The organism is Nonomuraea sp. NPDC003201 (assembly GCF_053590415.1).
The window spans coordinates 172,255-195,169 of the sequence record NZ_JBSFTC010000001.1; the positions used below are offsets into that span (position 1 = coordinate 172,255).

Genomic DNA, 22,915 nt, shown 5'->3' on the forward strand with positions numbered 1-22,915 from the left:
CACTCGGGTGTTGCAGGCGACGGCCAGGACGTAGCCGATCCGGCGGGACTCCGACAGGGCACGCAGGTCGGGGTCTTGGCCGTATGCCTCGTCTGCGGCCACCCAGGAGGCGCTGATCCCGGCGTCCGGTGCCTGCGCGATCATCTGCCCGGCCGGCGTGGGCTTGGTCGCGAACTCCACTTGGTCGGGGATCCCGGCTCGGGTGCGGCGTTCGGTGTCCTGGCACCAGGAGTGTTCGGGCAGATGGAGCCGGCGGTCGATCAGTGCCCGGCCTCTGCTGGAGGCGTAGGCGAGAACCACGCCGACCTGGGTGTTCTCGATCCGGCCGGCGGTGCCGGTGTACTGGCGCTGCACGCCCACCGAGGCGGAGCCCTTCTTCAGGAAACCGGTCTCGTCCACGATCAGCACACCGTCATCGGTGCCGAGGTGCTCGAAGACGTAGGCGCGGACATCGTCGCGGACCTCGTCAGCATCCCAGCGGGCGCTTCGCAGGAGGCGTTGCATCGGCCCGCGATCCGGGCCATGGCCTGGTCGAACATCGCCCGCCAACGGGCTGCGTCCATGCTGTGGCCTGCGGCCATCGCGTGATCTTCAGGAGTCCACACAACCCCCGATGATCACGCGGTGGCCGTTCCAGTTCCAGCACGGGCCCAGCGCGAGATCGCGAAGTCGCCCTGGAGTGGCGGTGCCGCGTCAGACGGTGTTCGCCCCGTCGTCCTGCCGCATCGCACCATCCGTGATGCGTCGGAGCCGGATGAACGTGACGAACGCCTGGACGGCAAGTGCCAGAAGGATGGCAGGGAGAACGGTCCACGGCACTACCCCGCCGATCGCCAGAGCCGTGAAGACGACCAGAGCTGTGATGAGAGTGGGCAGGGCGGCGGACACGGAGATACCGATTCGAAGATGGCGGGTCATGAGCACTCCTCTGGGAACGACCGAACGGGGCAAGGACTACCGGAATGAGCGGTCACGCGGTGGAGCGGGCGCGTTCGAGGTAGGCGGTCAGGTCGTGCCAGGCGCCGGCCGGAGCCGTCGGGTCGCCGGACATCGCGGCCGGCTCGTGCTGCCAGGCGGACCGCACCGCGGCCGAGACGCCGCTGTCACCCCCGGTGAACAGCGAGCCCAGCTCATCCATGCGTTCCACCAGCTTCCTCACCTGGGGTGCTGCCGGCTCTACCCCGGCGGTACGCAGCGCCTCGGCCCTGCGGTACAGCTCCGGCCATTCGACCTCCAGCAGGTAGTGGGCGGCGGGACCCAGCCCTGCCACCCGGTCATGCAGAGTCCGTATCTGGTCGTTGTCGAGGTGGCGCCGCAGCGCCTGCTTGCTCTCCGGTCCCGCGCCGCCCATCGTCTGGAGCGCGCCGATCAAGGAGGAGATCTCCGGTGCTCGGTCGGAGACCAGCTCGCCGTGGATGTGGGCCAGCCGTTGCCTCAGGGCTTCCAGGGATGCGATGGAGGCTTCGACGCCGGCCAGGTGCTCGCTCACCAGCCGAACCGGGTCGACTCCGACGTCCAGGCACGTGGCGATGCTCTCCAGCCCCAGCCCGAGACGACGCAGCGCGAGTACCTGATACAGGCGGATCACATCCTGCTCGGTGTACTCGCGGTGTCCGGCGGCCGTACGCCTGGACGGACTGAGAAGCCCGATCTGGTCCCAGTGATGCAGGGTACGAACAGTCAGCCCGCTCGCTTCAGCGAGCGTTCCGACCTTCCATGTCTGGTCGATGCTCATGCATCTACGATGCTTCCTGACGTCGCGTGAGGTGCAAGCCCGCTGGGCTTCGTCGCCCGCGCCACAGGTTCCGACCAACGTTGCGCGATGCGGCACAGATCACGAAGTCACACCGGAGTACTAGTTGACCCTGAGGCAGTCCTGCTTGGTCAGCACCAGGCTCATCTCGACCACTTCTCCCTTGCGCTCGTTGAAGAGGTAGTACGCCTTCCTGTTGCCCGGCACGGTGGCAGCCGGGTAGCCTCCCGGGCCGCGCCTCAGATTGGGATAGGCGGCCTTGAGCTGCGTGCTGGTGGAGCCGATGCCGATGCCCTTGGGGGTCCTGGCGCCGGGGGGCGCGACGATCACGGCCACGCCCAGCTTCTTCGAGATGTACATCCCCACGCGGTACTCGTTGTACCGGCTCTCCTTGAGGTCATACGTCGTGCACCTGGCGGAGTCTCCGTCGGGCTTGCGGACGATCCTCCCGGTGGCCCTGGCCTTCGCGGCGGTCATCCCGAGCTTCAGGTTGCCGTACCCGAGGGGCCCGAAGGCCGGCCTCTGCACGGCGGCGGACGCCGAGGATGCGACGCCGACCGGCACCAGGCCCGCCGCCAGCGCCACCACCAGAACCGAACGGCCAATCGTCTGCCTCATAACGACTCCTCCATGATCACATGAACGGGTCACTCTACTGTGAGTCCAGATCACGGATGGAGAAATCACGACATATGCGCAGGCTCCTCAGCGGAGGTGGAAGACGCCCTTGACGGTGCGGAGCTGGCCCATGCGCACGGTGGCCACGTACGTGCCGGGCAGCGCGGCGGCCGGGGTGGAGCGGCAGTCGGTGCTGGAGCGGTGCCGGTTCCACACCAGGGACCGGACGTACGGCACCCCGCGCTGCAGTTCCTTGACCTCCGAGCCCGCCCCGCTGACGCAGTCGGCGGTGGACCAGATGCGGTCGGCCCCCGAGGTGATGCGGATCTCCATGGCGCGCGGCCCCACGTCGGCGGTGCACATCACGGAGCCCGTGTTCACCAGGGTGACCAGGAACGTGGGCTGGCTCTCGCCCGTGTAGATCGGCTCCCTGCCGCCCTGCATGCTGAGCACCAGGTCCTGTTCGGTGCAGGGGTCGCCGGGGTGCCTGGGGAGCGCCGGGGGAGTCGGCCTGGGGGCGGAGGGGGACGGGGACGGGCTGGCCGTGCCCATCGCGAGCGTACGCAGGCCCGCCAGCAGGGGATCGACGGCGGGGGTCGCACTCGGTGACGATTTCGCGCTGGATGTGCGTTCCGGCCCGCTGCCCCCGCTGGAACACGCCCACGCCACGACGGCCACCACGACGAGCACCGCCACCAGCACGCTCATCCGGCGCCGCCAGTAGACGTCACCGCCGTCGCCGCGCATAGTATCCGGATCCATAGGCACAGGATGGTAGCCATGCGGCTACAACGAGTGACGACACGCCGAGGGGCCCTCTTCTCCGAATACGCTTGACCCCGTGGTTGAGCCGAACCTCCTGCACATCCCCGTTCTGGACTGGTACGAGGACAACGCCCGAGACCTCCCGTGGCGCGCCGCCGACGCCACCCCGTGGGGTGTGCTGGTGAGCGAGATCATGCTCCAGCAGACCCCGGTCGTACGCGTGCTGCCCATCTGGCACGAGTGGATGGAGCGCTGGCCCACCCCCGGGGCGCTGGCCGCCGAGCAGCCGGGAGAGGCCGTACGCCATTGGGGGCGGCTCGGTTACCCGCGCCGGGCGCTGCGCCTGCACGCCTGCGCCAGGGCCATCACCGACGAGCACGGCGGCGAGGTCCCGTCCGATCACGACACCCTGCTCTCCCTGCCCGGCATCGGCGAATACACCGCCGCCGCGGTCGCCAGCTTCGCCTACGGCGGCCGCCACGCCGTCCTGGACACCAATGTCCGGCGGGTCTTCGCCAGGGCGGTACGCGCGGAGGAATACCCTCCCACGGCCACCTCAGCGTCCGAGCGGCGGCTGGCGGAGACCCTCCTGCCCGAGTTGGGCGCGCCCCGCTGGGGCGTGGCCGTGATGGAGCTGGGCGCCCTCGTCTGCACGGCCCGCGCCCCGCGCTGCGCCGACTGCCCGATCAGCCAGGTGTGCGCCTGGCGTCTGGCGGGCAAGCCGCCGCACGCCGGCCCCGCGCGCAAGGGCCAGACGTACGCGGGCACCGACCGGCAGTGCCGGGGCCGCCTGCTGGAGGTGCTGCGGAAGGCCCACGGCCCCGTCCCCAAGGCGGCGCTGGACGTGGTGTGGGACGACGCCGTCCAGCGCGAGCGCGCCCTCGACGGCCTGATCACCGACGGCCTGGCCGAGCACCTGGACGACGGCACCTACCGCCTCCCCCACGCGACTACCTGACCCAGAGCGGCACGATGCGCTCCACGTCCTTGGGCGCGAGGTCGCAGGCGTCCGGCTCCGACACCCCGCTCGGGTTGTAGGCCCGCGCCCCGGCGGGGGCGACCACGATGGACACGAACCCGCGCTCCTGGCCCGCGAACATCTGGCGGCTCACGTCGGCCGGAAGCACCATGGTGTCTCCCGGACCCACCTCGAACCGCTCGCCGCCCAGCTCGACGACGGCGGACCCGTCGAGCCAGGTCCACACCAGCTCGACGTCGAACGCGTGCACCGGCCCGACCATGCCCGGCTTGGCGTCCACCCGCCACATGGCCTGCCCCACCGCCCCGCCCTGGGTCGGGGAGGCGAGGGTGGTCATGACGCCGTTGGGCGTCTCGGTCTTCCGGGAATCGGCGGCCATGACAACAGACATCGATGAACTCCTTTAAGATAGGCAACTACGTTGTCTATATAGTTAACCAGGTTGTCTATCATGTCAAGTCCAGGCTTCGAACTTCCGCTGCGCCTGCTGCTCGCGTTCAGGGTGCTGATCGACGAGCTCCACGCCGAGCTCGCCCGGCAGGGGCATCCGGCCATACGGCCCATGCACGGGTTCGTCATGCAGGCGATCGGCCCGAACGGCACCACGGCCGTCGAACTGGGCCGCACGCTCGGGGTGTCCAAACAGGCGGCGGGCAAGACCATCGACACCCTGGAACGCATCGGCTACGTGGAACGGACCGCCGACCCCCACGACACCAGACGCAAGATCGTCCGGCTCACTTCGTACGGGATAGACGCTCTGGACCGGTCGGCCCGCATCTTCGACACACTGCGCGCCCGCTGGGCCGCCGAACTCGGAGAGGACCGCCTACAGGCCCTGGAATCGGACCTGCGCAGGATGACCCCGGCCAACCTCTGGCGCCTCGACACCCCGGGCTGGTTCGGCAGCCTGTGACGCGCCCCCGCCCCAGTCGACGCGTCAGCCCCGCGACCCGCGCCGGTCGGAGACTGCCCTGCGACGCCCGCTGCCTCCGACGGGCTCGACCGCTGTCGTACGGACCCCGCCCGGGCTCATTCGACGCCGCTGGGGGCAGGGCTCAGGTGGACGCCGCCCAGGCGCCGGGCGTAGGCACCGGGTGCAGGCGCCGGGTGTAGGCGCCGGACGCAGACGGCGGGCGCTCAGGCGCGGCGCTGAGACGGGCTACGCCCAGTCGGGCGACGCTGGGCGGGCGACGCTGGGCGGGAGGCGCTTGGGCGGGAGGCGCTTGGGCGGGAGGCGCCCAGACGGAGGGTGTTTGGGCGGGCGATGGCCTGCCCGGGCGGACGGTGCTCAGCCCGGGCAACGCTTGGCCCGGCAGCACTCAGCCCGAACAGTGCTCGGCCCAGGCAACGCTCGGCCCGGGCAGCGCTCGGCCCGGGCGATGCTCAGGCAGGCCGTGCTCAGGCGGCCAGCTGGAGGCCCAGGCTGGTCAGGTTCGTACGGGCCCAGGCCAGCTCTTCGGCCAGCAGCGACACCAGGGCACCCGGCCCCTTGGCGCGCCCCGGCACGGTCAGGTTGTGCGTCTCGACCTCGATGTGCGCGCTGCCGCTCACCGCGCCCGACAGCATGGCCATCAGCGTGTCATGCAGTACGGCCCCCGTGCTCGGCGTCTCCCCCGTGTGGTTGTGCACGTGCCCCAGCTTGACCACCGGCGAGCCGGCCGCAGCCAGCCCCTTCAGGGCCGCGCCCGGCTCCTCGGCTCCGCAGGCGAGGTGGCAGGCGTCCAGGCACACGCCCAGGTGCTCGGAGTCGATGCCGCCGACCCGCTCAAGGGCCTGCTCGGTGGTCTCCAGCACGCACCCGGGCCACGGCTCGAACCCGACCCTGATGGTCTTCCCCGTCACGCTGTAGATGCCGCGCAGCTCGCGCGCCAGGCGCTCCAGCCGGCGGGTGGCGATCGAGTGCAGGTCGGCGGGCCAGTCGCGGCGCCACCCGATCGGGATCGTCGAGATGCTCCCGAACCGCACGTCCTCCGGCAGCAAGAACGCCAGGATCTTGGCCAGGGCCATGGTGTAGCGGTAGCGCTCGGGCTTGGCCCAGTCGGGGCCGGGGACCTCCTGGTTACGGCCGCCGGTGCCATTGAGGCTCACGACCTCCAGGCCGCGCTCCTCCAGGGAGCGGCGCAGCCGTACGAGCTCGATACGGTCGGCCGTGAGGTGGTCGGCGACGCTCGGCGAGAGCCACAACCCGATGCCCATCCGCTCCACGCCCAGCCGCTTGCGCACCGGAACCGCGTAGCGGGTCAGGTGGGCGATCAGGTTCTCGAGGTCCTCGGCAGGGTGGATTCCCGCGTTGTAGGCGAGGTGAACGAGCGTTCCGTCATTGTGACGCAGGCGCATCGGTTTCCTCCACGGCTTGCTCTTGTGTTCCGTCGCCCGCCCTGGACGATGCTGACCCTTGAGAGCATGGCTGCTCGTTCGGTGGTCACGCGTCCGCCCCGAGTTGATTTCGCGCTACTCCCCAAGGAGCAGGCCTCAGCCTAGGAACACGATCTTGTGATTCGCTTGGATGCGACTTGGCGGTGCTCTACGCAGTGTAGTACTACTCGCGGTGGCGGCACACCCGGTATCCCAACAATTACGCAACGACCGACTGTGCCCACCTCACAACCCGCCACGCCACGGCCCCGGACGGGTGCAGCATCGAAGGAGCGGCATCGGCATCGCTCGAGCGACGGGTGCGCGATGAGGCAAGAGTCGAGGCCGCACCCCAGCGGTGGAATGCGCGACGAGCCAAGAACCACTGCCGACACCACCCCACCGGCGTGGAGCGTGGCGCGGTGAGTGCCACGGTCGGGCACCACCCCAGCGGCGAGTCCGCGGTGCGTACCACAGTCGGGCACCAGCCCAGCGGCGAGTCCGTGGCGCGGCGGGGGTCACGATCAGCAGCACCCCGGCGGCCGGAGCACGGTCGCTCACCCCGTGACGGACGCGAGGGCCACCCCCGAGGCGTGGGGCGCAGGAGGCGGAAATGGAAAACCCCGTGTGAAGGGATTCACACGGGGGTTTTCGGGATCCGTCAGTGCTGGATCGGAGCCGCGATGGCGGCGGCCGAGTCGGGGACCTTGGAGGCGGACTCGCCCTTGAAGATGAACTTGGCGTTGTCGCCTTCACCCTCGATGGTCACCTTGACGACCTGCCCCGGCCGGAGCTCGCCGTACAGGATCTTCTCCGACAGCGAGTCTTCGAGCTCGCGCTGGATCGTCCGGCGCAGCGGACGGGCGCCCATGACCGGGTCGTAGCCCCGGTCGGCCAGCAGCTGCTTGGCCTCGGGCGAGACGTCGAGCCCCATGTCGCGGTCCTTGAGCCGAGCGTCCACCTGGGCGAGCATCAGATCCACGATCTGGATGATCTCCTTCGGCGTGAGCTGGTGGAAGACCACGATGTCGTCGACACGGTTGAGGAACTCGGGCCGGAAGTGCTGCTTGAGCTCCTCCTGCACCTTGGACTTCATCCGGTCGTAGTTGGAGTCGGCGTCGTTCGACTTCGCGAACCCGACCCCGATGCCCTTGGAGATGTCGCGGGTGCCGAGGTTGGTGGTCATGATGATGACCGTGTTCTTGAAGTCGACCACGCGGCCCTGGGCGTCGGTCAGGCGACCGTCTTCCAGGATCTGCAGCAGCGAGTTGAAGATGTCGGGGTGGGCCTTCTCGATCTCGTCGAAGAGGACCACGGAGAACGGCTTGCGCCGCACCTTCTCGGTGAGCTGGCCGCCCTCCTCGTAGCCGACGTAGCCGGGAGGCGAGCCGAACAGCCTGGAGACGGTGTGCTTCTCCATGAACTCCGACATGTCCAGGCTGATGAGAGCGTCTTCGTCGCCGAAGAGGAACTCCGCCAGAGCCTTGGACAGCTCGGTCTTACCGACACCGGAGGGGCCCGCGAAGATGAACGAGCCACCGGGACGGCGCGGGTCCTTCAGACCGGCGCGGGTGCGCCGGATGGAGCGCGACAGGCCCTTGATGGCGTCGTCCTGGCCGATGATCCGCTTGTGGAGCTCGTCCTCCATGCGGAGCAGGCGCTGCGACTCCTCCTCGGTCAGCTTGAAGACCGGGATGCCGGTGGCGGTCGCCAGGACCTCGGCGATGAGCTCCTGAGTGACCTCGGCCACGACGTCCATGTCGCCGGCCTTCCACTCCTTCTCCCGCCGCTCGCGCTTGAGCTGGAGCTGCTTCTCCTGGTCACGGAGGGCAGCCGCCTTCTCGAAGTCCTGCGCGTCGATCGCGGACTCCTTGTCGCGGCGGACGTTGGCGATCTTCTCGTCGTACTCGCGCAGGTCCGGCGGAGCGGTCATCCTGCGGATGCGCATCCGGGAACCGGCCTCGTCGATGAGGTCGATGGCCTTGTCGGGAAGGTAGCGGTCGCTGATGTAGCGGTCGGCCAGCTGCGCGGCGGCCACCAGCGCGTCGTCGGTGATGGACACGCGGTGGTGCGCCTCGTAGCGGTCGCGCAGACCCTTGAGGATCTCGATCGTGTGGCTGAGCGAGGGCTCGGCCACCTGGATCGGCTGGAACCGGCGCTCCAGCGCCGCGTCCTTCTCGAGGTACTTGCGGTACTCGTCGAGCGTGGTCGCGCCGATCGTCTGCAGCTCGCCGCGCGCCAGCATGGGCTTGAGGATGCTGGCCGCGTCGATCGCGCCCTCCGCGGCGCCCGCGCCGACGAGCGTGTGCAGCTCGTCGATGAACAGGATGATGTCGCCGCGCGTGCGGATCTCCTTGAGCACCTTCTTCAGGCGCTCCTCGAAGTCACCGCGGTAGCGGGAGCCGGCGACCAGGGCGCCGAGGTCAAGCGTGTAGAGCTGCTTGTCCTTCAGCGTCTCGGGCACCTCGCCCCTGACGATCTTCTGCGACAGGCCCTCGACGACGGCGGTCTTGCCGACGCCGGGCTCGCCGATGAGCACCGGGTTGTTCTTGGTCCTCCGGGAGAGGACCTGCATGACCCGCTCGATCTCCTTCTCGCGGCCGATGACCGGATCCAGCTTGCCCTCGCGGGCCGCCTGGGTCAGGTTGCGGCCGAACTGGTCGAGCACCAAAGAGGTCGACGGGGCCGACTCCTGCGGGCCGCCTGCCGCGGCCGGCTCCTTGCCCTGGTAACCGTGGAGCAACTGGATGACCTGCTGCCGGACACGGTTGAGATCAGCCCCAAGCTTGACCAGCACCTGGGCGGCCACACCCTCACCCTCGCGGATGAGCCCGAGCAGGATGTGCTCGGTGCCGATGTAGTTGTGGCCCAGCTGCAAAGCCTCACGGAGCGACAGCTCGAGGACCTTCTTGGCCCGCGGGGTGAACGGAATGTGCCCCGACGGAGCCGACTGGCCCTGGCCGATGATCTCCTCGACCTGCTGGCGCACACCCTCAAGGCTGATCCCGAGGCTCTCCAGAGCCTTGGCGGCCACGCCCTCACCTTCGTGGATCAAACCAAGAAGTATGTGCTCAGTGCCGATGTAGTTGTGGTTGAGCATCCTGGCCTCTTCTTGGGCCAAGACGACAACACGCCTCGCTCGGTCGGTGAACCTCTCGAACATCTCGTCGCTCCTCACAGAGCGGTCAGTCAGGTCCGGTAAATCCGGGCCCGTCATCCCGCATGCTAGCCCTGGCTCGGCGAACCGTGCCCACTGCCACTGACACGCTCTATAGCAGAGACGTTCCCCGAGAGCAGGGCGTTCACCCTCCATCCAACTACTGTTCGGGGGTGACGTGTTCCCGATACGCCGCAAGCGAACGATGTTTAGGACGCTTCGCGGAAGCGTCAAAAAATTGCCCTCTGCGGCGCACGCGGTACACACGGATCGGCCATCGGACGCGCTGGGGCGGAGTCAGCGTTGGGGCGCCACTTCGCCCGCACATCTCAGATGCCGCGTCCGTATCGTTACCTAATCATCCTACGTAGCGGAGGGCCGCCGTCCAAACGACCGCTCTACGCCCTGAGCACAACGCCGCACGGGCGGCACACCAAGGGAATCTTGCATCCGGTCAGCCCGGTTACCAACTTCATCTCGCATGATGAGACCACGTCTCGCTCGATGCCCCGGATTCGCGGCACTTCCGCGCAGTTGAGAAGGCACGGCATTGTGTGTAGATGCCGGGGAACGGGGATTGTCCGAGCCCTGCTCGGGTTCGCGGGTTTTGCCCGCCGGCGGGGATCCCGGCGCCCGCGGTATTGCCCGCCGCCACGCATCCCGCCCGGCACGCTTTACCTTCGCGCCGGTCGCGGGTTTACGCTCAGTGAGATCGCCCGTATACACCCGCCGCCGCCCCGTAGATCGCTTCCGGGCTATACGGCGCCGGGTTTTCCGTCATGGCGCGTTCCATGAGCGCGGAGATCGCTCATGACGTACGGACGCGAGCGTACGTTGAATGAGGTATGGCCGCCCCACACGGCTTTCGGCGCGCGACTCCGACGCCACCACATATGTGGACGACCGCCGGTGAAACAGCGCCACGGGCGAAGCCGAACACGCAGCCAAAACGCCCGCATATGTGCACATGGAAGATCAAGTCCGGGCGTCCGGCTTTCGAGTTCCGGCCCCGGATAACGATCATGCGCTTATGGCGGCCGCCGGGGTCCTAGGCGAACGGCATAAGCGCATGGTCGATCGTCGGCTTGCTCAGTGGGCCGCTTCGTACTTCTCGACGACCGTGGAGGCGATCCGCCCGCGCTCGCTGACCGGCAGGCCGTGAGCCTTGGCCCACTGCCGGATCTCCGAGCTCTTCTCGCGGCTCATCGCCCTGCTGCCGCCGCGACCGCGGCGACGTGCGGTGACGGCGCCTGCCCTGCGCGCATGCTGCACGAAAGGCGTGAGCGCGTCCCTCAGCTTCTTCGCGTTAAGGTCGCTGAGGTCAATCTCATAGGACGAGCCGTCAATAGCGAAGCTGACCGTCTCATTGGCCTCGCCCCCATCGAGGTCATCGATGAGAATCTCCTGGATCTGCTTGGCCATCTACGCAATCCTTTCGCGGAGCATTGTTTCATTCGCCTGCCCAAACATATACCCGGAAAGGCGTGGAGACAATTCAGCGCAGCGGGGATTCGGCTGACTGGCCGATCAGTTCTGCCCGTCGACCGGATCCTCGCGGTTTCGGCGGCCTCCCAGGGCCTCGGACCGGACCAACTTCACTACGCCAAAGATGAAGGCGCCCCCGACCACCACCGGGGGGATGAGCGCTGACAATACGTCTGTTAGGGCTTCCATTCGTCCTCGCCTCCACGGCTTGCGGGGTTTCAGGGGCGCATTATGCGGATGGGAGCGCGCCCAGGAGGGGCGTTGCGGCCCTCACGACGCGCCAGGTGACTACCGTTCGCACCCGACCATAGCGGCGCACAGATGCCCTGCGCCTCGCAGGGCACCAACATCCGGCGACCCGGATGCCCCATAGCCTAATGCCAGTCTCTCCAGGCTCCTTACCGGATCAAGAGAAAATTTTTGGAATTGGCTTCCTGCCAGGCACGGGATGGGTCAGCGAAGATCTTTTACCACACGCGTTCCGGCCAGTCTGTCATGCGGCCCGCGTTCCAGGGGCTTGTCGATCAGGATGAGCAGCCCCACGCAGAACAGGAGCATTCCGGCCACCAGATTGGCCACGGGAATGCCCATCAGCATGACGGGGCCCGGATAGACCAGAGCCCGTTTGAGCAGCGCCCTGGAGGCCACGTGGGGCGGCGCCAGGCGAATCCCCATGATCGCCTTGCCGAACGTCCTGCCGCGCCGGTAATGGGCCCACCAGTCGTAGCCGGTATAAGCCAGCCCCGCCGCCAGCCACGCGAACACACCGGGCAGCCGGCCCTCGAACGCCTCCAGCATCCCTACAGTCCGGAAGACGCCCCACAGCGCGATGAACAGAATGTAATAGAGCACCCCGAAGACGAACGCCTCAATCGCCCGGGCGGCGAGCCGTTCCCACCATTCCGCGGGCGGCGCGTCCGCCCGCGGCGGCGACCCGGCCATAACCCCCACCTCGCGTCATCAGCGGCTCAGGTTCCCCATTTTGGTACGGCCTGTGCACACAAAACAGGGGCCGACGCGAAGCCGGCCCCTGCTTTTACCTGACGCTTGGACTACTTGATCTTCACCACCACGGTGTTGGAGAACTTGTCCGCGAACGTCTGCTGCAGCGGCTTGTCCCAGAGCTGGGAGGCGCCGTTGACGCCCACGGCCGCGTAGGCGAGCAGCGTGGCGATGAAGCTCAGCGGGAGGGCGCCGAGCACATAGCCGCCCCAGGTGATGCCGGCGCGCTTGAGCGCCACATCGGTCGGCAGGCCGCCAGGCGGTATGCCCTGGCCCACGGGAACGACCTTGATGCCCATGACCATCTTGCCGACGGTCTGCCCCTTCGCCTTCAGCAGGAAGAAGTCGTAGAGGACCCATATGACGGTCACGATGATCGATATCAGGATGCCCACGACAATGCTCGACATGAAGCCGCTGCTGCTGCCGCTGCTCGAGACGTAGCTGGCCACGAGCAGCGCCGTCAGGATGCCGCTGACGACGAGGTTCACGATGAAGAGGATGACTCCGTCGATGAGCCTCGCCACCAGGCGCTGCCACCACTCCGCCAGCGGTGCCGGCGCGCCGGGCGGCTGCACGCCCACGGGCCCGGGCTGGCCGTAGGCCTGGCCGTAGCCGGGCTGGCCGTACTGCTGCGCCTGCCCGTAACCCTGCTGCCCGTACTGCTGCTGGCCGTACTGCTGGTCGCCGTAGCCCTGCTGTGCGTAGCCGGGCTGGGACTGCTGCTGCTGGCCGTAGCCCTGCTGGCCGTACTGCTGCTGGCCGTAGTCGGGCTGCGACTGGGGCTGCTGCCCGTACTGCTGCTGGCCGTAGTCAGGCTGGGACTGCTGCTGCTGCCCGTACTGCTGCTGGCCGTAGTCGGGCTGCGACTGGGGTTGCTGGCCGTACTGCTGGCCGTAGCCCTGCTGACCCGACTGCGGCTGCTGCCCGTAACCCGGCTGGGACTGGGCCTGCTGGCCGTAGCCGGGCTGGGACTGCTGCTGCTGGCCGTACTGCTGGCCGTAGCCCTGCTGACCAGACTGCGGCTGCTGGCCATAGCCCTGCTGGCCGTACTGCTGCTGGCCGTAGTCCGGCTGGGACTGCTGCTGGCCGTAGCCCTGCTGCCCGTAGCCCTGCTGGGACTGGGCCTGCTGGCCGTAGTCAGGCTGGGACTGCTGCTGCTGGCCGTACTGGGGTTGCTGGCCGTACTGCTGCTGTCCGTACTGGGGTTGCTGCTGACCGTACTGCTGTTGCTGTCCGTACTGCTGTTGCTGGCCATAGCCCTGCTGACCGTACGGGGGCTGCTGCCCATAGGCGTCGTCCGCCCGGTAGCCGATCACAGTCGCGTCCGGGTCGGGCTCGCCGGGGTGGCGGCCCTGGTTCTGCTGCCCGTAATAGGGAGGCGCAGAGTTGTCTCCGGATTCGTCCTGTGGATACGGCGGCTGTCCGGTGCTCACCGTGTCACCTCGCTTCGAGTGCGCATGTGGCACGTGTCAGGACACATGCCTGTGCTGCCCAACGTATCGACATAGGTATCAACAATCACCTTTCCATCTGGTCAAGGTCCACGTCACCCGATGTCAGGTGGAGCAGCATGCGGGTGTTTCCCAGCGTGTTCGGCTTGACGTGTTCAAGATCCAAAAACTCGGCAACACCCTCGTCGTACGAGGCCAGCAGTTCGGCGTAGACCTCAGGTGAGACCGGTGTGCCCTGAATCGGGCGGAACCCGAGTCGCGCGAAGAAGTCGACCTCAAAAGTAAGACAGAATACACGTCGCAGACTCAAATCCTTAGCCTGCTGGATCAGCGCGGAGACGATCCGGTGGCCGACGCCCATCCCCCGGCACTCGGGATCCACCGCCACCGTGCGGACCTCGGCGAGGTCCTCCCAGAGCACGTGGAGCGCGCCGCAGCCGACGACCTGTCCGCCTCGCTCGGCCACCCAGAACTCCTGTACGTCCTCGTACAGGGTCACCGTGGCCTTCTCCAGGAGCCGCGGCCCCGCCCCCGCGTAGGTGTCCACCAGGCGTCTGACCATGCGCACATCGGGCGTGCGGGCACGCCGGACCACCACCGCGGTCTCGGGCACTGTCAGCTCGGCCACCTGCTCCATGGTTCTCCAGGGTACAGATCTCATTACGGCTCAGCCCTAACTCCCATGTCTCGGCCCATCTTGTTACATCTCGTGGTCAGATCGGCACGGGACCGCGCGGCCAGCTCGCGCCCGCCGAAAGCGCGGACAAATAGGGCGTAGGGCCTCTTCTGCACGGGTGCCCACGAGATCACCTTGTGACCCTTCGGTTGTGAAACCTCTACAGACTTGGCAGTTCTGGTTGAGCACGAACCCGGAGTGCATTAGTGTCCAGCGACAATGTTTCCCGCGTGTCGCGCGGGAGGCACGCCCAATTCTCGCAAGAGAAGCCGGGGAACCGCCGGTGGCGACCTCCGACGCCACCACGGGGTGAATCCGAGTCTTTCGGTAGGGCTGCTCCGGCCCGAACCCGTCAGCTAACCCGGTAGGCGTCGACGAGAGGAGCTGGTTGGTGAAGCCCACGCTCAGCGGTGGGGGGAAGTCGGCGGGCAAGCACGCCCGCCCTCCGGAACGGGCCCGGCGAGCACGCCGCGTAGGTGTGGTGAGTCTCACAGTCGCCGCGCTGCTGTTCGCCATCCCCGTCGGTTCGGCGTCCGCGGATCCCGAGCCCTCGCTGAAAGAGCTCGCCGACCAGGCCACGAAGCTGCACACCGACATCGAGACGCTGACCGAGCAGTACAACGGCCAGCGGGAGAAGCTCAAGACCGCCAAGAAGGCCGCCGAGGCCGCGGAGAAGACGCTGACGAGCAGCGAGACGGATCTCGCCGCCAAGCGCTCGAAGGCTGTCGCGCTGGCCCAGAACGCCTACATCACCGGCGGCCTGAAGACCCTCGCCTTCGCCACCTCCGACGACCCCGAGGGCTTCCTCAACCGCGCGGCGACCTCGTACGCGCTGCAGACCGAGCAGGGCGAGGAGATCAACCAGCTCACCAAGGCGATGGACACGGCCACCCGCGCCAAGGAGAGCGCCACGGCCCGCATCGACGAGGTCCAGAAGCTCGTCACGGACCTCGAGGCCAAGCGCAGCAAGATCACCAAGCTGGTGACGAAGGTCGAGAGCAGCCTGTTCAGCCGGGCCCTGGGCGAGGCCGGGCGGCCCGGCACGCGGGCCGTGCGCGTCAACCTGCCGATCCCGGGCTCGGGCAAGGCCGCGGAGGCCGCGCGCTGGGCGCTCACGCAGCAGCTCAAGCCGTACGTCTGGGGCGCCGAGGGTCCCGGCTCGTACGACTGCTCCGGGCTCGTCATGGCGGCGTTCCAGCGGGTGGGCATCTCGCTGCCGCACTACACCGGCGACCAGTGGACGGCCGGCCGGCACGTCTCGCGCGAGGAACTCCGGCCGGGCGACCTGGTGTTCTTCTACAGCGACCTGCACCACGTGGGCATCTACATCGGCGGCGGCATGATGGTGCACGCCCCGCAGACAGGTGACGTCGTACGGATCGCGTCGATCGCGAGGCGGCCGTTCGCCGGCGCGGTGCGCATCGCCGACTGAGCCCGCACCCCGGCGGTCCGCCGCGGCTAGATCAGCTGGCGGCGGGCTGCCCAGGCCACGGCCTCGATGGCCGTGGCCACGCCTATGCGGTCGCAGATGCCGCGCAATCTTCGTCGTACCGTGCGCCCGCTGATATCCAGCCGCCGCCCAACCCGATCGACCGTGACTCCCTTGGCCAACTCCGCCAGCAGCGCCAAATCAGCATGGCTGAGCTCAACGCCTTCAGTGAGCACATCCATCGGGAGCCCTCCCCCCAACAGCAGAACTTGGACCTCACAGACGGGCCAAAGCCGCTCCTCGCAGACGGTAAACGCATCGTGGAAAGGTCGTCAAGCATGACAATCGCCGCACTTGACGAGCGCTATTGACATGATCCGCTATATATGACGCACTCGCGATATGTCAGAACGTAGAGTGATCACATTGGGGCTTCCGGAATGGCCCTGACCAGCGTTCCAGTTTTCGATCAGTTCGCCATGGATATTCCGCATGATCGATACCCGCGTTATCGCGGGACACGCGTCCGTGGCGCGATCTTTCCGGCCCACGGCAAGCCACCAATCGCTCGCTTTGTACTGCGCTCCCACCCGATCCGACAACCCAGGTCAGGCAGTTGATTAAGGCAATTGGATCAATCCGCTATGGCAATTGCCGCCACGGGTGCAGGTCGGCGGCCCGCCGCGTGGCGGGCGTCCTGCTCTGACCGCCGGGCCGGGCGGCCTCGTTTCCGGGTGCGCGTGCCCAGCGGGATCACAGGGGTGGCCGGGGCACCGCGGACGCTCCCTGACCCGCGCCTCCGCGACCTTGACGCGATGCTTACAAGCGGCTTCGGATCGGAAACCGGCCGGTCCGGAAGCCGGATTCGCGACGGCGGTGATCGCTCAGGCGCCGGCGGTGTCGTAGCGGTCCCTGGCGGCCTCGACGTCCTCCATGTGCGCCTCGGCCCAGCTCTTGATCGCGGCCACCAACGGCATCAGGCTCTCGCCCAGCGGGGTGAGCGTGTAGTCCACCCGTACCGGCACAGAAGGGGTGAGCGTGCGCGAGACCAGGCCGTCACGCTCCAGGCCGCGCAGGGTCTGCGTGAGCATCTTCTGGCTGACGCCCGCGATGCGCCGGGACAGGTCGCTGTAGCGGCGCGGGCCCTGCGACAGCGCGGTCAGCAGGAGGGTGACCCATTTGTCGCTGAGGGTGCCGAGCAGCTTCCTGGAGGGGCACTCGGCGAAGTACGCGTCGAAGACCTGCCTGGCCTCGTCCCGCTGCTCCGCCGCCGTCTTCGTGGCCATCCGCGCACCCCTTCCCGATCGCTGCTTACCAGGAGAGGGTAGAGCGCCCGGGGCGGGCGCTCCACGACGGCGGCAGGACGCGGCTCAGTGGGTGGGCTTGACCAGCGGGAACAGGATGGTCTCGCGGATGTTCTTGCCGGTGAAGGCCATGATCATCCGGTCGATCCCCGCGCCCATGCCCCCCGTGGGCGGCATCGCGTACTCGAGGGCCTGCAGGAAGTCCTCGTCCAGCTGCATCGCCTCGAGGTCGCCCCCGGCGGCCAGGAGGGACTGCTCCACCAGGCGGCGGCGCTGCTCGATCGGGTCGATCAGCTCGGAGTAGGCCGTGCCCAGCTCCGTGCCGAAGCCGATCAGGTCCCACTTCTCGGTCAGCAGCGGGTTGTCCCGGTGCTGACGGGTCAGCGGCGAGGTCTCCAGCGGGTAGTCCATCACGAACGTGGGCTGGACGAGCTTGTGCTCCACCAGGGCCTCGAAGAGCTCCTGCACCAGCTTGCCCTGGCCCCACTTCGGGTCCCAGTGGATCTCGCGCCGATCGGCGATCTTGCGGAGCTCCTCCAGGCCGGTCGCGGTGGTGATCTCCTCGCCCACGGCCTCCGACACCGCGCCGTACAGGGTGATGCGCGGCCACCGGGCGATCCCGAGGTCGACCTCCACCCCGTCGTGGACGACCACCGTGGTGTCCAGGGCGGCCACCACGGCCTTCTGGTACATCCGCTGGGTCAGGTCGGCCATGTCGTTGTAGTCGAGGTAGGTGCCGTAGGCCTCGAGCATCGTGAACTCGGGGTTGTGCGTGGAGTCGGCGCCTTCGTTGCGGAAGTTGCGGTTGATCTCGAAGACCTTCTCGATGCCCCCGACCACGAGCCGCTTGAGGTAGAGCTCGATCGCGATGCGAAGGTAGAGCTCCATGTCGTAGGCGTTGATGTGGGTCTTGAAGGGCCGGGCCGCCGCGCCGCCGTGGATGGGCTGCAGCATGGGCGTCTCGACCTCGAGGTAGCCCTCCTCGTGCCAGAAGTCGCGCACCGCGCGCACCGTGGCGCTGCGCAGGCGGGCCATCTTCCGCGACTCGTCGTTGACGATGAGGTCGACGTAGCGCTGGCGGACGCGCGCCTCCGGGTCGGTGAGCCCGACGTGCTTCTCCGGCAGCGGACGCAGGCACTTGGCGGTGATCTGCCAGCTGTCGGCGAGGATGGACAGCTCGCCGCGCCGCGAGGTGATGACCTCGCCGGTCACGCCCACGTGGTCGCCCAGGTCGACGTCGCGCTTCCACGCGGCCAGCGAGTCCTCGCCCACCTTGTCGAGCGAGATCATGACCTGGAGGTCGGCGCCGCCGTCGCGGAGCGTGGCGAAGCAGAGCTTGCCGCCCACGCGGTTGAGCATGACGCGCCCCGCGACCGCGACCGTGTCGCCGGTGGCGGTGTCGGCCTCCAGGCCCTGGTATTTCTCCCGGACCTCGGCGTTGGTGGCCGTACGGGGGAAATTCACCGGGTAAGGGTCGACGCCTTCGCTGCGAAGGCGGTCGAGCTTCTCCCTCCGGATGCGCATCTGCTCGGGAAGTTCGTCGCTCACAAGAACAAAGGGTAGGGGATATGGCGACCTGCAAGGGTTCGTCGGCACGCTGCAGGACCGCTGCAAGAGCCCTCTTCTATCAATGTCTCACGAGCTCAGGGGGGAACCGGTAGGGAGCCGGTCCAAGGGGAGCTCAAGGAGAGAAGATGTTGAAGAAGATCGCGACAGGCTTCCTCGCCGTCGCCGCCACCAGCGCTCTGGCCCTGTCGCTGCCTTCCGCCGCCTACGCCGCCACGGCCGGCGCCCCGAGCCACGACGACGACTACTCCGACTACTGGGGCCCCGTCTACGCCAAGAACAGCCTCGCGAAGTCGCAGGGCTGGATCGGCGTCAGCTGGGACGAGGACGGCGAGTCGAACGAGGTCACCGTCAAGGGCCGGCTCTACGACCTGGACAACCGCGACGAGGACGAGGGCGGCAAGTGCGCATTCGTGAAGTTCGAGGCCAGCGACTTCGACCACGACTGGTCGCCGGTCTACTCCAAGAAGTACTGCGGCTTCCCCGGCTACAAGAAGTTCACCTTCTCGGAGAACGACGTCTTCAGCGTGCGGGTGAAGGTCTGCCAGATCGGCCAGTACAGCAACTACCCCACGAAGTGCGGCCCCTGGAGCTACATCTACACCGCCGAGAGCGAGTGACGAGTAGTCCCCGGACGTGCGAGCGGCCTCCCACCCGGGCGGGAGGCCGCTTTTTCCTGTTGAGGCTCAGGCCGTGTTCCGCTTGTAGATCAGGCGCAGGCCCATGAGCGTCAGCCACGGCTCGTGCACGTCGATGGAGCGTGACTCGCCCACCACCAGCGCCGCGTGCCCGCCCGTGGCCACCACCGTCACCTCGTCGGGGTCGTCGGCCAGCTCGGCCGCCATCCGCTCCACGATCCCGTCCACCTGGCCCGCGAAGCCGTAGATGATGCCGGCCTGCAGGGCCTCCACGGTGTTCTTGGCGATCACCGAGCGCGGCCTGACCAGCTCCACCTTGTGCAGCTGGGCTCCGGCGGCGGCCAGCGCGTCGACCGAGATCTCGATGCCGGGAGCGGTCACCGCGCCGACGTACTCACCCTTGGCCGACACCGCGTCGAACGAGGTCGCGGTGCCGAAGTCGACGATGACGCAGGGGCCGCCGTACTGGTCGATGGCCGCCAGCGCGTTCACGATGCGGTCGCTGCCGACCTCTTTGGGGTTGTCCATGCGTACGGGCACCCCGGTGCGGATGCCCGGCTCCACGATCACCGCCGTCACGTCGCCGTAGTAGCGGCGGCACATCTCACGCATCTCGTTGAGCACGCTCGGAACGGTCGAACAGATGGCGATGCCGTCAATGTCGGCCCCTTTGAGCAGCGGCGACTGTGCCAGCAGCCCCTGGAGGACGACGGCGATCTCGTCGGCGGTGCGGCGGGCGTCGGTGGCCAGCCGCCAATGCTCGATGACGTCCTCGCCCTCGAACAGCCCGAGCACGGTGTGCGTGTTGCCGACGTCGATCGTGAGCAGCATCAATTACCCCCGCAGATCCAATGCGATGTCCAGAGCCGGCGCAGAGTGCGTCAGCGCTCCCACCGCCAGATAGTCAACGCCAGTTTCGGCCACGCGACGAGCCGATTCCAAGGTCAATCCCCCGCTGGCTTCGAGCGCAACCCTGTTCCCTGCCCGATTTTTCACGACATGTACGGCGCGGTCCGTGTCCTCGATCGTGAAGTTGTCCAGCAGGATCTCCTCGGCTCCCTCGTCCAATACGGCCTCCAGTTGATCGAGCCGGTCGATCTCCACCTCGATCGGCAGGTCGGGGTAGCGCTCCCTGACCGCCCTGAACGCCTCGGCCACCCCACCGGCCGCCACGACGTGGTTGTCCTTGATCAGCGCGGCGTCCGACAGCGACATCCGGTGGTTCACGCCGCCGCCGCAGCGCACCGCGTACTTCTCCAGCGCCCGCAGCCCCGGCAGCGTCTTGCGGCTGTCCCGCACGCGCGCCGCCGTGCCGCTGATCGCCTCCACCCACCTGCCGGTCAGCGTGGCCACTCCGGACAGGTGCGTGAGCAGGTTGAGCGCGGTGCGCTCGGCCGTCAGCAGGGCCCGTACCGGCCCCTCGACCGTCATCAGCACGTCTCCGGCCCGCACCCGCTCGCCGTCCTTGGCCCTTCTCTCGGTACGGGCGGCGCCCAGCCGGACGAACACCGCCTCCGCGACCGCCAGCCCGGCCACGACGCCGTCCTTGCGGGCCACCACGTCGGCCACCGAGCGCTGCTCGGCCGGGATCGTGGCCAGGCTCGTCACGTCGCCGGCCTCCTGGAGGTCCTCGGCCAGCGCCCGGTCGATCAGCGCGTCCACCTCGGCCGGGTCCAGCCCGGCGGCGGTGAGCTCCTGCGCCAGGCGCGCCGGCATCGCGTCGCGGTGGGGCGTGTACGTCATGCGGGGACCCTCCTCGGTCAGGCTCACGTCCAGGTGGCCCAGCCATTCGTTGTCGTCACGGGTGTCGTAGTCCTCGCGCCAGTGCGAGCCGCGGGTCTCGAGCCTGGCCGCCGCCGCGCCGGTGAGCACGGTGGCGACGGTGAGCAGGTTGGTGGCCTCCCAGGACTCGGTGCAGGCGGCCACCTCGACCGGCGTCCAGCGGGCGTCGCGCAGCGCCCTGGCCGTGGCCAGCAGCGACTCGCGGCTGCGCAGCACGCTCGCCCCGGTGCTCATGTGCGCCTGGATCCTGGGCCTGACCCTCGGGTCCACCAGGGCGGAGGCGGCGCCGCTCTCGACCGGCTCGCCCGGCGCGGGGCGTACCGCCTGGATGTCCTCGGCGATGCGCTCGGCGAAGACGAGGCCTTCGAGCAGGGAGTTGGAGGCCAGCCGGTTGGCGCCGTGCACGCCGGTGCAGGCCACCTCGCCGCACGCGTACAGGCCCTCGATCGAGGTACGGCCGCGCAGGTCCGTCATGACGCCGCCGCTCGCGTAATGGGCGGCCGGGGCCACGGGGATCGGCTCGGTGACCGGGTCGATGCCGTGCTCGCGGCAGACGGCGTAGATCGTGGGGAAGCGGGTCTCCCACTTCTCGCGGCCGAAGTGGCGGCCGTCGAGGTACACGTGGTCGCGGCCCGTCTCGCGCATCCTGCGCATGATCGCCTTGGCCACGATGTCGCGCGGCGCCAGGTCGGCCAGCTCGTGCGCGCCCTGCATGAATCTGACGTCCTCGTGGTCGACCAGGTACGCGCCCTCGCCCCTGACCGCCTCCGAGATCAGCGGCTGCTGGCCCGTCGAGCCCTCGCCGAGCCACAGCACGGTCGGATGGAACTGGACGAACTCGATGTCGCGCACCACGGCCCCGGCCCGCAGCGCGAGCGCGACCCCGTCGCCGGTGGAGACGGCGGGGTTGGTGGTGGCCGAGTAGACCTGGCCCATGCCGCCGGTGGCCAGCACCACCGCCCTGGCGCGCACCGCGCCCACCCCGTCGCGGGCGCCCTCGCCCATGACGTGCAGCGTCACTCCCCTGGCCCGGCCCTTCGCGTCCTTGAGCAGGTCGAGCACCAGCGCGTGCTCGATCACCTCGATCTCCGCGGCCCGCACGGCCTCGACGAGCGCCCGCTGCACCTCGGCGCCCGTTGCGTCGCCGCCCGCGTGCACGATCCGGTGCCGCCGGTGCCCGCCCTCCCTGGTGAGCTGGAGCTCCCCGTCGGGGGTGCGGTCGAAACGGGCGCCGCGGGCGATGAGCCGCCGCACCGCGCCGGGTCCCTCCGTGACGAGCGTGCGCACCGCCCGCACGTCGCACAGCCCGACCCCGGCGATCAACGTGTCGTTCAGGTGCTCGTCAGGGGTGTCGCGGGGGTCGAGCACGGCCGCGATGCCGCCCTGGGCCCACCGGGTGGAGCCCGCCGACAGCACGTCCTTGGTGACGACCAGCACCTTGGCGGACGGCTCCAGCTCCGCGTGGCGCAGCGCCACGGTCAGGCCCGCGATGCCGGAGCCGATGACGACCACGTCCGCCTCGACGGCCCAGCCGGCCGCGGGCGCGGTCAGCCGCAGGGGAATCGCCGGTGCACTCATCAGGGATCTCCTCACTGAGGGATTTCGTCAATATGACGATAACGCCTCGTGCGGAGTGAGATGTCAGCGGCCCTCTGTTTTCCGGATGAACGCCTCGTACTCGGCGAACGGCTCCAGCCCCACGGCCGCGCGGCGCTCGTCGAGCAGGCCGGGGTCCTCGATCGGCATGGGCTCCAGGCCGCCGGCGCCGTCGTGGAACTGCGTCCCGTAGAGCTACGGCCCGAGCGGACGCGTACCCGGTCCTCCAGGTACGCGAAGTCGCGCGGTGAGGCCTCCTCGCGCTCGACCGCGTCGGCCATCGCCTCGTGGAAGACCCCCCTGCGCCCGGCGGGAGGTGGCGTGCCGGGCCGGCAGCCAGGCCGCCCGTGCGG

Annotated in this window: 20 protein-coding genes, 1 pseudogene and 1 riboswitch; of the genes and pseudogenes, 4 read left to right on the forward strand and 17 right to left on the reverse strand. The window is 68.6% G+C overall.

Going from position 1 to position 22,915, the window contains the following annotated elements; all coding sequences use genetic code 11:
- From ACWDX9_RS00820 to ACWDX9_RS00840, 5 genes and pseudogenes are all read right to left on the reverse strand, one after another.
- A pseudogene (locus ACWDX9_RS00820) lies at positions 1-549 on the reverse strand (IS701 family transposase); the annotation flags it as partial.
- A gap of 144 nt (positions 550-693) precedes the next feature.
- Positions 694-918, reverse strand: coding sequence for a hypothetical protein (locus ACWDX9_RS00825; protein ID WP_449947393.1), 225 nt, complete (start codon positions 916-918; stop codon positions 694-696).
- A 52-nt stretch (positions 919-970) separates the two neighbouring features.
- Positions 971-1,735, reverse strand: a complete 765-nt coding sequence (locus ACWDX9_RS00830) for a MerR family transcriptional regulator (protein WP_449947395.1) — start codon at positions 1,733-1,735, stop codon at positions 971-973.
- A 120-nt stretch (positions 1,736-1,855) separates the two neighbouring features.
- Entirely contained in the window at positions 1,856-2,371 is a 516-nt protein-coding gene (locus ACWDX9_RS00835) for a hypothetical protein (RefSeq protein WP_449947398.1), read from the reverse strand.
- Positions 2,372-2,458: 87 nt separating this feature from the next.
- Complete coding sequence (locus tag ACWDX9_RS00840; protein ID WP_449947400.1) at positions 2,459-3,133, reverse strand: hypothetical protein; 675 nt, start codon at positions 3,131-3,133, stop codon at positions 2,459-2,461.
- 79 nt (positions 3,134-3,212) lie between these two features.
- Between ACWDX9_RS00840 and ACWDX9_RS00845 the strand changes: the two genes are divergently transcribed.
- Entirely contained in the window at positions 3,213-4,094 is an 882-nt protein-coding gene (locus ACWDX9_RS00845; RefSeq protein WP_449947403.1) for an A/G-specific adenine glycosylase, read from the forward strand.
- Here ACWDX9_RS00845 and ACWDX9_RS00850 read toward each other — a convergent pair.
- Positions 4,087-4,506 (reverse strand): cupin domain-containing protein, encoded by a 420-nt coding sequence (locus ACWDX9_RS00850; protein WP_449947405.1) that lies wholly within the window; start codon positions 4,504-4,506, stop codon positions 4,087-4,089. The genes ACWDX9_RS00845 and ACWDX9_RS00850 overlap by 8 nt on opposite strands.
- Positions 4,507-4,566: 60 nt before the next feature.
- Between ACWDX9_RS00850 and ACWDX9_RS00855 the strand changes: the two genes are divergently transcribed.
- Positions 4,567-5,031 carry a MarR family winged helix-turn-helix transcriptional regulator gene (locus tag ACWDX9_RS00855; RefSeq protein WP_449947408.1) on the forward strand — a complete coding sequence of 155 codons (465 nt, stop codon included), beginning with the start codon at positions 4,567-4,569 and terminating at the stop codon, positions 5,029-5,031.
- A gap of 485 nt (positions 5,032-5,516) precedes the next feature.
- On the opposite strand, the gene ACWDX9_RS00860 is transcribed toward ACWDX9_RS00855, so the two are convergent.
- From ACWDX9_RS00860 to ACWDX9_RS00885, 6 genes are all read right to left on the reverse strand, one after another.
- Entirely contained in the window at positions 5,517-6,455 is a 939-nt protein-coding gene (locus ACWDX9_RS00860; RefSeq protein ID WP_355193579.1) for a TIM barrel protein, read from the reverse strand.
- A gap of 679 nt (positions 6,456-7,134) precedes the next feature.
- Positions 7,135-9,636: an ATP-dependent Clp protease ATP-binding subunit gene (locus ACWDX9_RS00865; RefSeq protein WP_350723733.1), complete on the reverse strand. Its 2,502-nt coding sequence runs from the start codon at positions 9,634-9,636 to the stop codon at positions 7,135-7,137.
- Between the two features lie 1,083 nt (positions 9,637-10,719).
- Entirely contained in the window at positions 10,720-11,052 is a 333-nt protein-coding gene (locus ACWDX9_RS00870; protein WP_319714331.1) for a histone-like nucleoid-structuring protein Lsr2, read from the reverse strand.
- A 516-nt stretch (positions 11,053-11,568) separates the two neighbouring features.
- Positions 11,569-12,057: an RDD family protein gene (locus ACWDX9_RS00875; protein ID WP_363977735.1), complete on the reverse strand. Its 489-nt coding sequence runs from the start codon at positions 12,055-12,057 to the stop codon at positions 11,569-11,571.
- A 110-nt stretch (positions 12,058-12,167) separates the two neighbouring features.
- Entirely contained in the window at positions 12,168-13,553 is a 1,386-nt protein-coding gene (locus ACWDX9_RS00880) for an RDD family protein (protein WP_449947411.1), read from the reverse strand.
- Positions 13,554-13,638: 85 nt separating this feature from the next.
- Entirely contained in the window at positions 13,639-14,208 is a 570-nt protein-coding gene (locus ACWDX9_RS00885; RefSeq protein WP_449947414.1) for an amino-acid N-acetyltransferase, read from the reverse strand.
- A 276-nt stretch (positions 14,209-14,484) separates the two neighbouring features.
- Positions 14,485-14,633, forward strand: a riboswitch (cyclic di-AMP (ydaO/yuaA leader).
- Between the two features lie 95 nt (positions 14,634-14,728).
- Here ACWDX9_RS00885 and ACWDX9_RS00890 point away from each other — a divergent pair.
- On the forward strand, positions 14,729-15,679 hold the full coding sequence (locus ACWDX9_RS00890) for a C40 family peptidase (RefSeq protein ID WP_449947417.1): 951 nt from the start codon (positions 14,729-14,731) through the stop codon (positions 15,677-15,679).
- Positions 15,680-15,705: 26 nt separating this feature from the next.
- Here ACWDX9_RS00890 and ACWDX9_RS00895 read toward each other — a convergent pair whose 3' ends face one another.
- From ACWDX9_RS00895 to lysX, 3 genes are all read right to left on the reverse strand, one after another.
- A complete protein-coding gene (locus ACWDX9_RS00895) occupies positions 15,706-15,918 on the reverse strand; it encodes a LuxR C-terminal-related transcriptional regulator (protein ID WP_043615366.1) in 213 nt (70 codons plus the stop codon).
- Between the two features lie 642 nt (positions 15,919-16,560).
- Positions 16,561-16,962, reverse strand: a complete 402-nt coding sequence (locus ACWDX9_RS00900) for a winged helix-turn-helix transcriptional regulator (protein ID WP_449947420.1) — start codon at positions 16,960-16,962, stop codon at positions 16,561-16,563.
- Between the two features lie 84 nt (positions 16,963-17,046).
- Positions 17,047-18,528, reverse strand: a complete 1,482-nt coding sequence (gene lysX, locus ACWDX9_RS00905) for a bifunctional lysylphosphatidylglycerol synthetase/lysine--tRNA ligase LysX (RefSeq protein WP_449947423.1) — start codon at positions 18,526-18,528, stop codon at positions 17,047-17,049.
- Between the two features lie 146 nt (positions 18,529-18,674).
- Between lysX and ACWDX9_RS00910 the strand changes: the two genes are divergently transcribed.
- Positions 18,675-19,166, forward strand: coding sequence for a hypothetical protein (locus ACWDX9_RS00910; RefSeq protein WP_449947426.1), 492 nt, complete (start codon positions 18,675-18,677; stop codon positions 19,164-19,166).
- Between the two features lie 66 nt (positions 19,167-19,232).
- Here ACWDX9_RS00910 and ACWDX9_RS00915 read toward each other — a convergent pair whose 3' ends face one another.
- Both ACWDX9_RS00915 and ACWDX9_RS00920 read right to left on the reverse strand, forming a co-directional pair.
- Positions 19,233-20,015, reverse strand: coding sequence for a type III pantothenate kinase (locus ACWDX9_RS00915; RefSeq protein WP_364245461.1), 783 nt, complete (start codon positions 20,013-20,015; stop codon positions 19,233-19,235).
- Positions 20,016-20,018: 3 nt separating this feature from the next.
- Positions 20,019-22,544, reverse strand: a complete 2,526-nt coding sequence (locus tag ACWDX9_RS00920; protein WP_449947430.1) for an L-aspartate oxidase — start codon at positions 22,542-22,544, stop codon at positions 20,019-20,021.
- Positions 22,545-22,915 lie beyond the last annotated feature (371 nt).

Excerpts from the sequence above, each read along its gene's own strand:
- ACWDX9_RS00825 (WP_449947393.1), bottom strand. The coding sequence starts at position 918 with ATGACCCGCCATCTTCGAATCGGTATCTCCGTGTCCGCCGCCCTGCCC.
- ACWDX9_RS00830 (WP_449947395.1), bottom strand. The coding sequence starts at position 1,735 with ATGAGCATCGACCAGACATGGAAGGTCGGAACGCTCGCTGAAGCGAGC.
- ACWDX9_RS00835 (WP_449947398.1), bottom strand. The coding sequence starts at position 2,371 with ATGAGGCAGACGATTGGCCGTTCGGTTCTGGTGGTGGCGCTGGCGGCG.
- ACWDX9_RS00840 (WP_449947400.1), bottom strand. The coding sequence starts at position 3,133 with ATGGATCCGGATACTATGCGCGGCGACGGCGGTGACGTCTACTGGCGG.
- ACWDX9_RS00850 (WP_449947405.1), bottom strand. The coding sequence starts at position 4,506 with ATGTCTGTTGTCATGGCCGCCGATTCCCGGAAGACCGAGACGCCCAAC.
- ACWDX9_RS00855 (WP_449947408.1), top strand. The coding sequence starts at position 4,567 with ATGTCAAGTCCAGGCTTCGAACTTCCGCTGCGCCTGCTGCTCGCGTTC.
- ACWDX9_RS00860 (WP_355193579.1), bottom strand. The coding sequence starts at position 6,455 with ATGCGCCTGCGTCACAATGACGGAACGCTCGTTCACCTCGCCTACAAC.
- ACWDX9_RS00865 (WP_350723733.1), bottom strand. The coding sequence starts at position 9,636 with ATGTTCGAGAGGTTCACCGACCGAGCGAGGCGTGTTGTCGTCTTGGCC.
- ACWDX9_RS00870 (WP_319714331.1), bottom strand. The coding sequence starts at position 11,052 with ATGGCCAAGCAGATCCAGGAGATTCTCATCGATGACCTCGATGGGGGC.
- ACWDX9_RS00875 (WP_363977735.1), bottom strand. The coding sequence starts at position 12,057 with ATGGCCGGGTCGCCGCCGCGGGCGGACGCGCCGCCCGCGGAATGGTGG.
- ACWDX9_RS00885 (WP_449947414.1), bottom strand. The coding sequence starts at position 14,208 with ATGGAGCAGGTGGCCGAGCTGACAGTGCCCGAGACCGCGGTGGTGGTC.
- ACWDX9_RS00895 (WP_043615366.1), bottom strand. The coding sequence starts at position 15,918 with ATGGATGTGCTCACTGAAGGCGTTGAGCTCAGCCATGCTGATTTGGCG.
- ACWDX9_RS00900 (WP_449947420.1), bottom strand. The coding sequence starts at position 16,962 with ATGGCCACGAAGACGGCGGCGGAGCAGCGGGACGAGGCCAGGCAGGTC.
- ACWDX9_RS00910 (WP_449947426.1), top strand. The coding sequence starts at position 18,675 with ATGTTGAAGAAGATCGCGACAGGCTTCCTCGCCGTCGCCGCCACCAGC.
- ACWDX9_RS00915 (WP_364245461.1), bottom strand. The coding sequence starts at position 20,015 with ATGCTGCTCACGATCGACGTCGGCAACACGCACACCGTGCTCGGGCTG.
- ACWDX9_RS00920 (WP_449947430.1), bottom strand. The coding sequence starts at position 22,544 with ATGAGTGCACCGGCGATTCCCCTGCGGCTGACCGCGCCCGCGGCCGGC.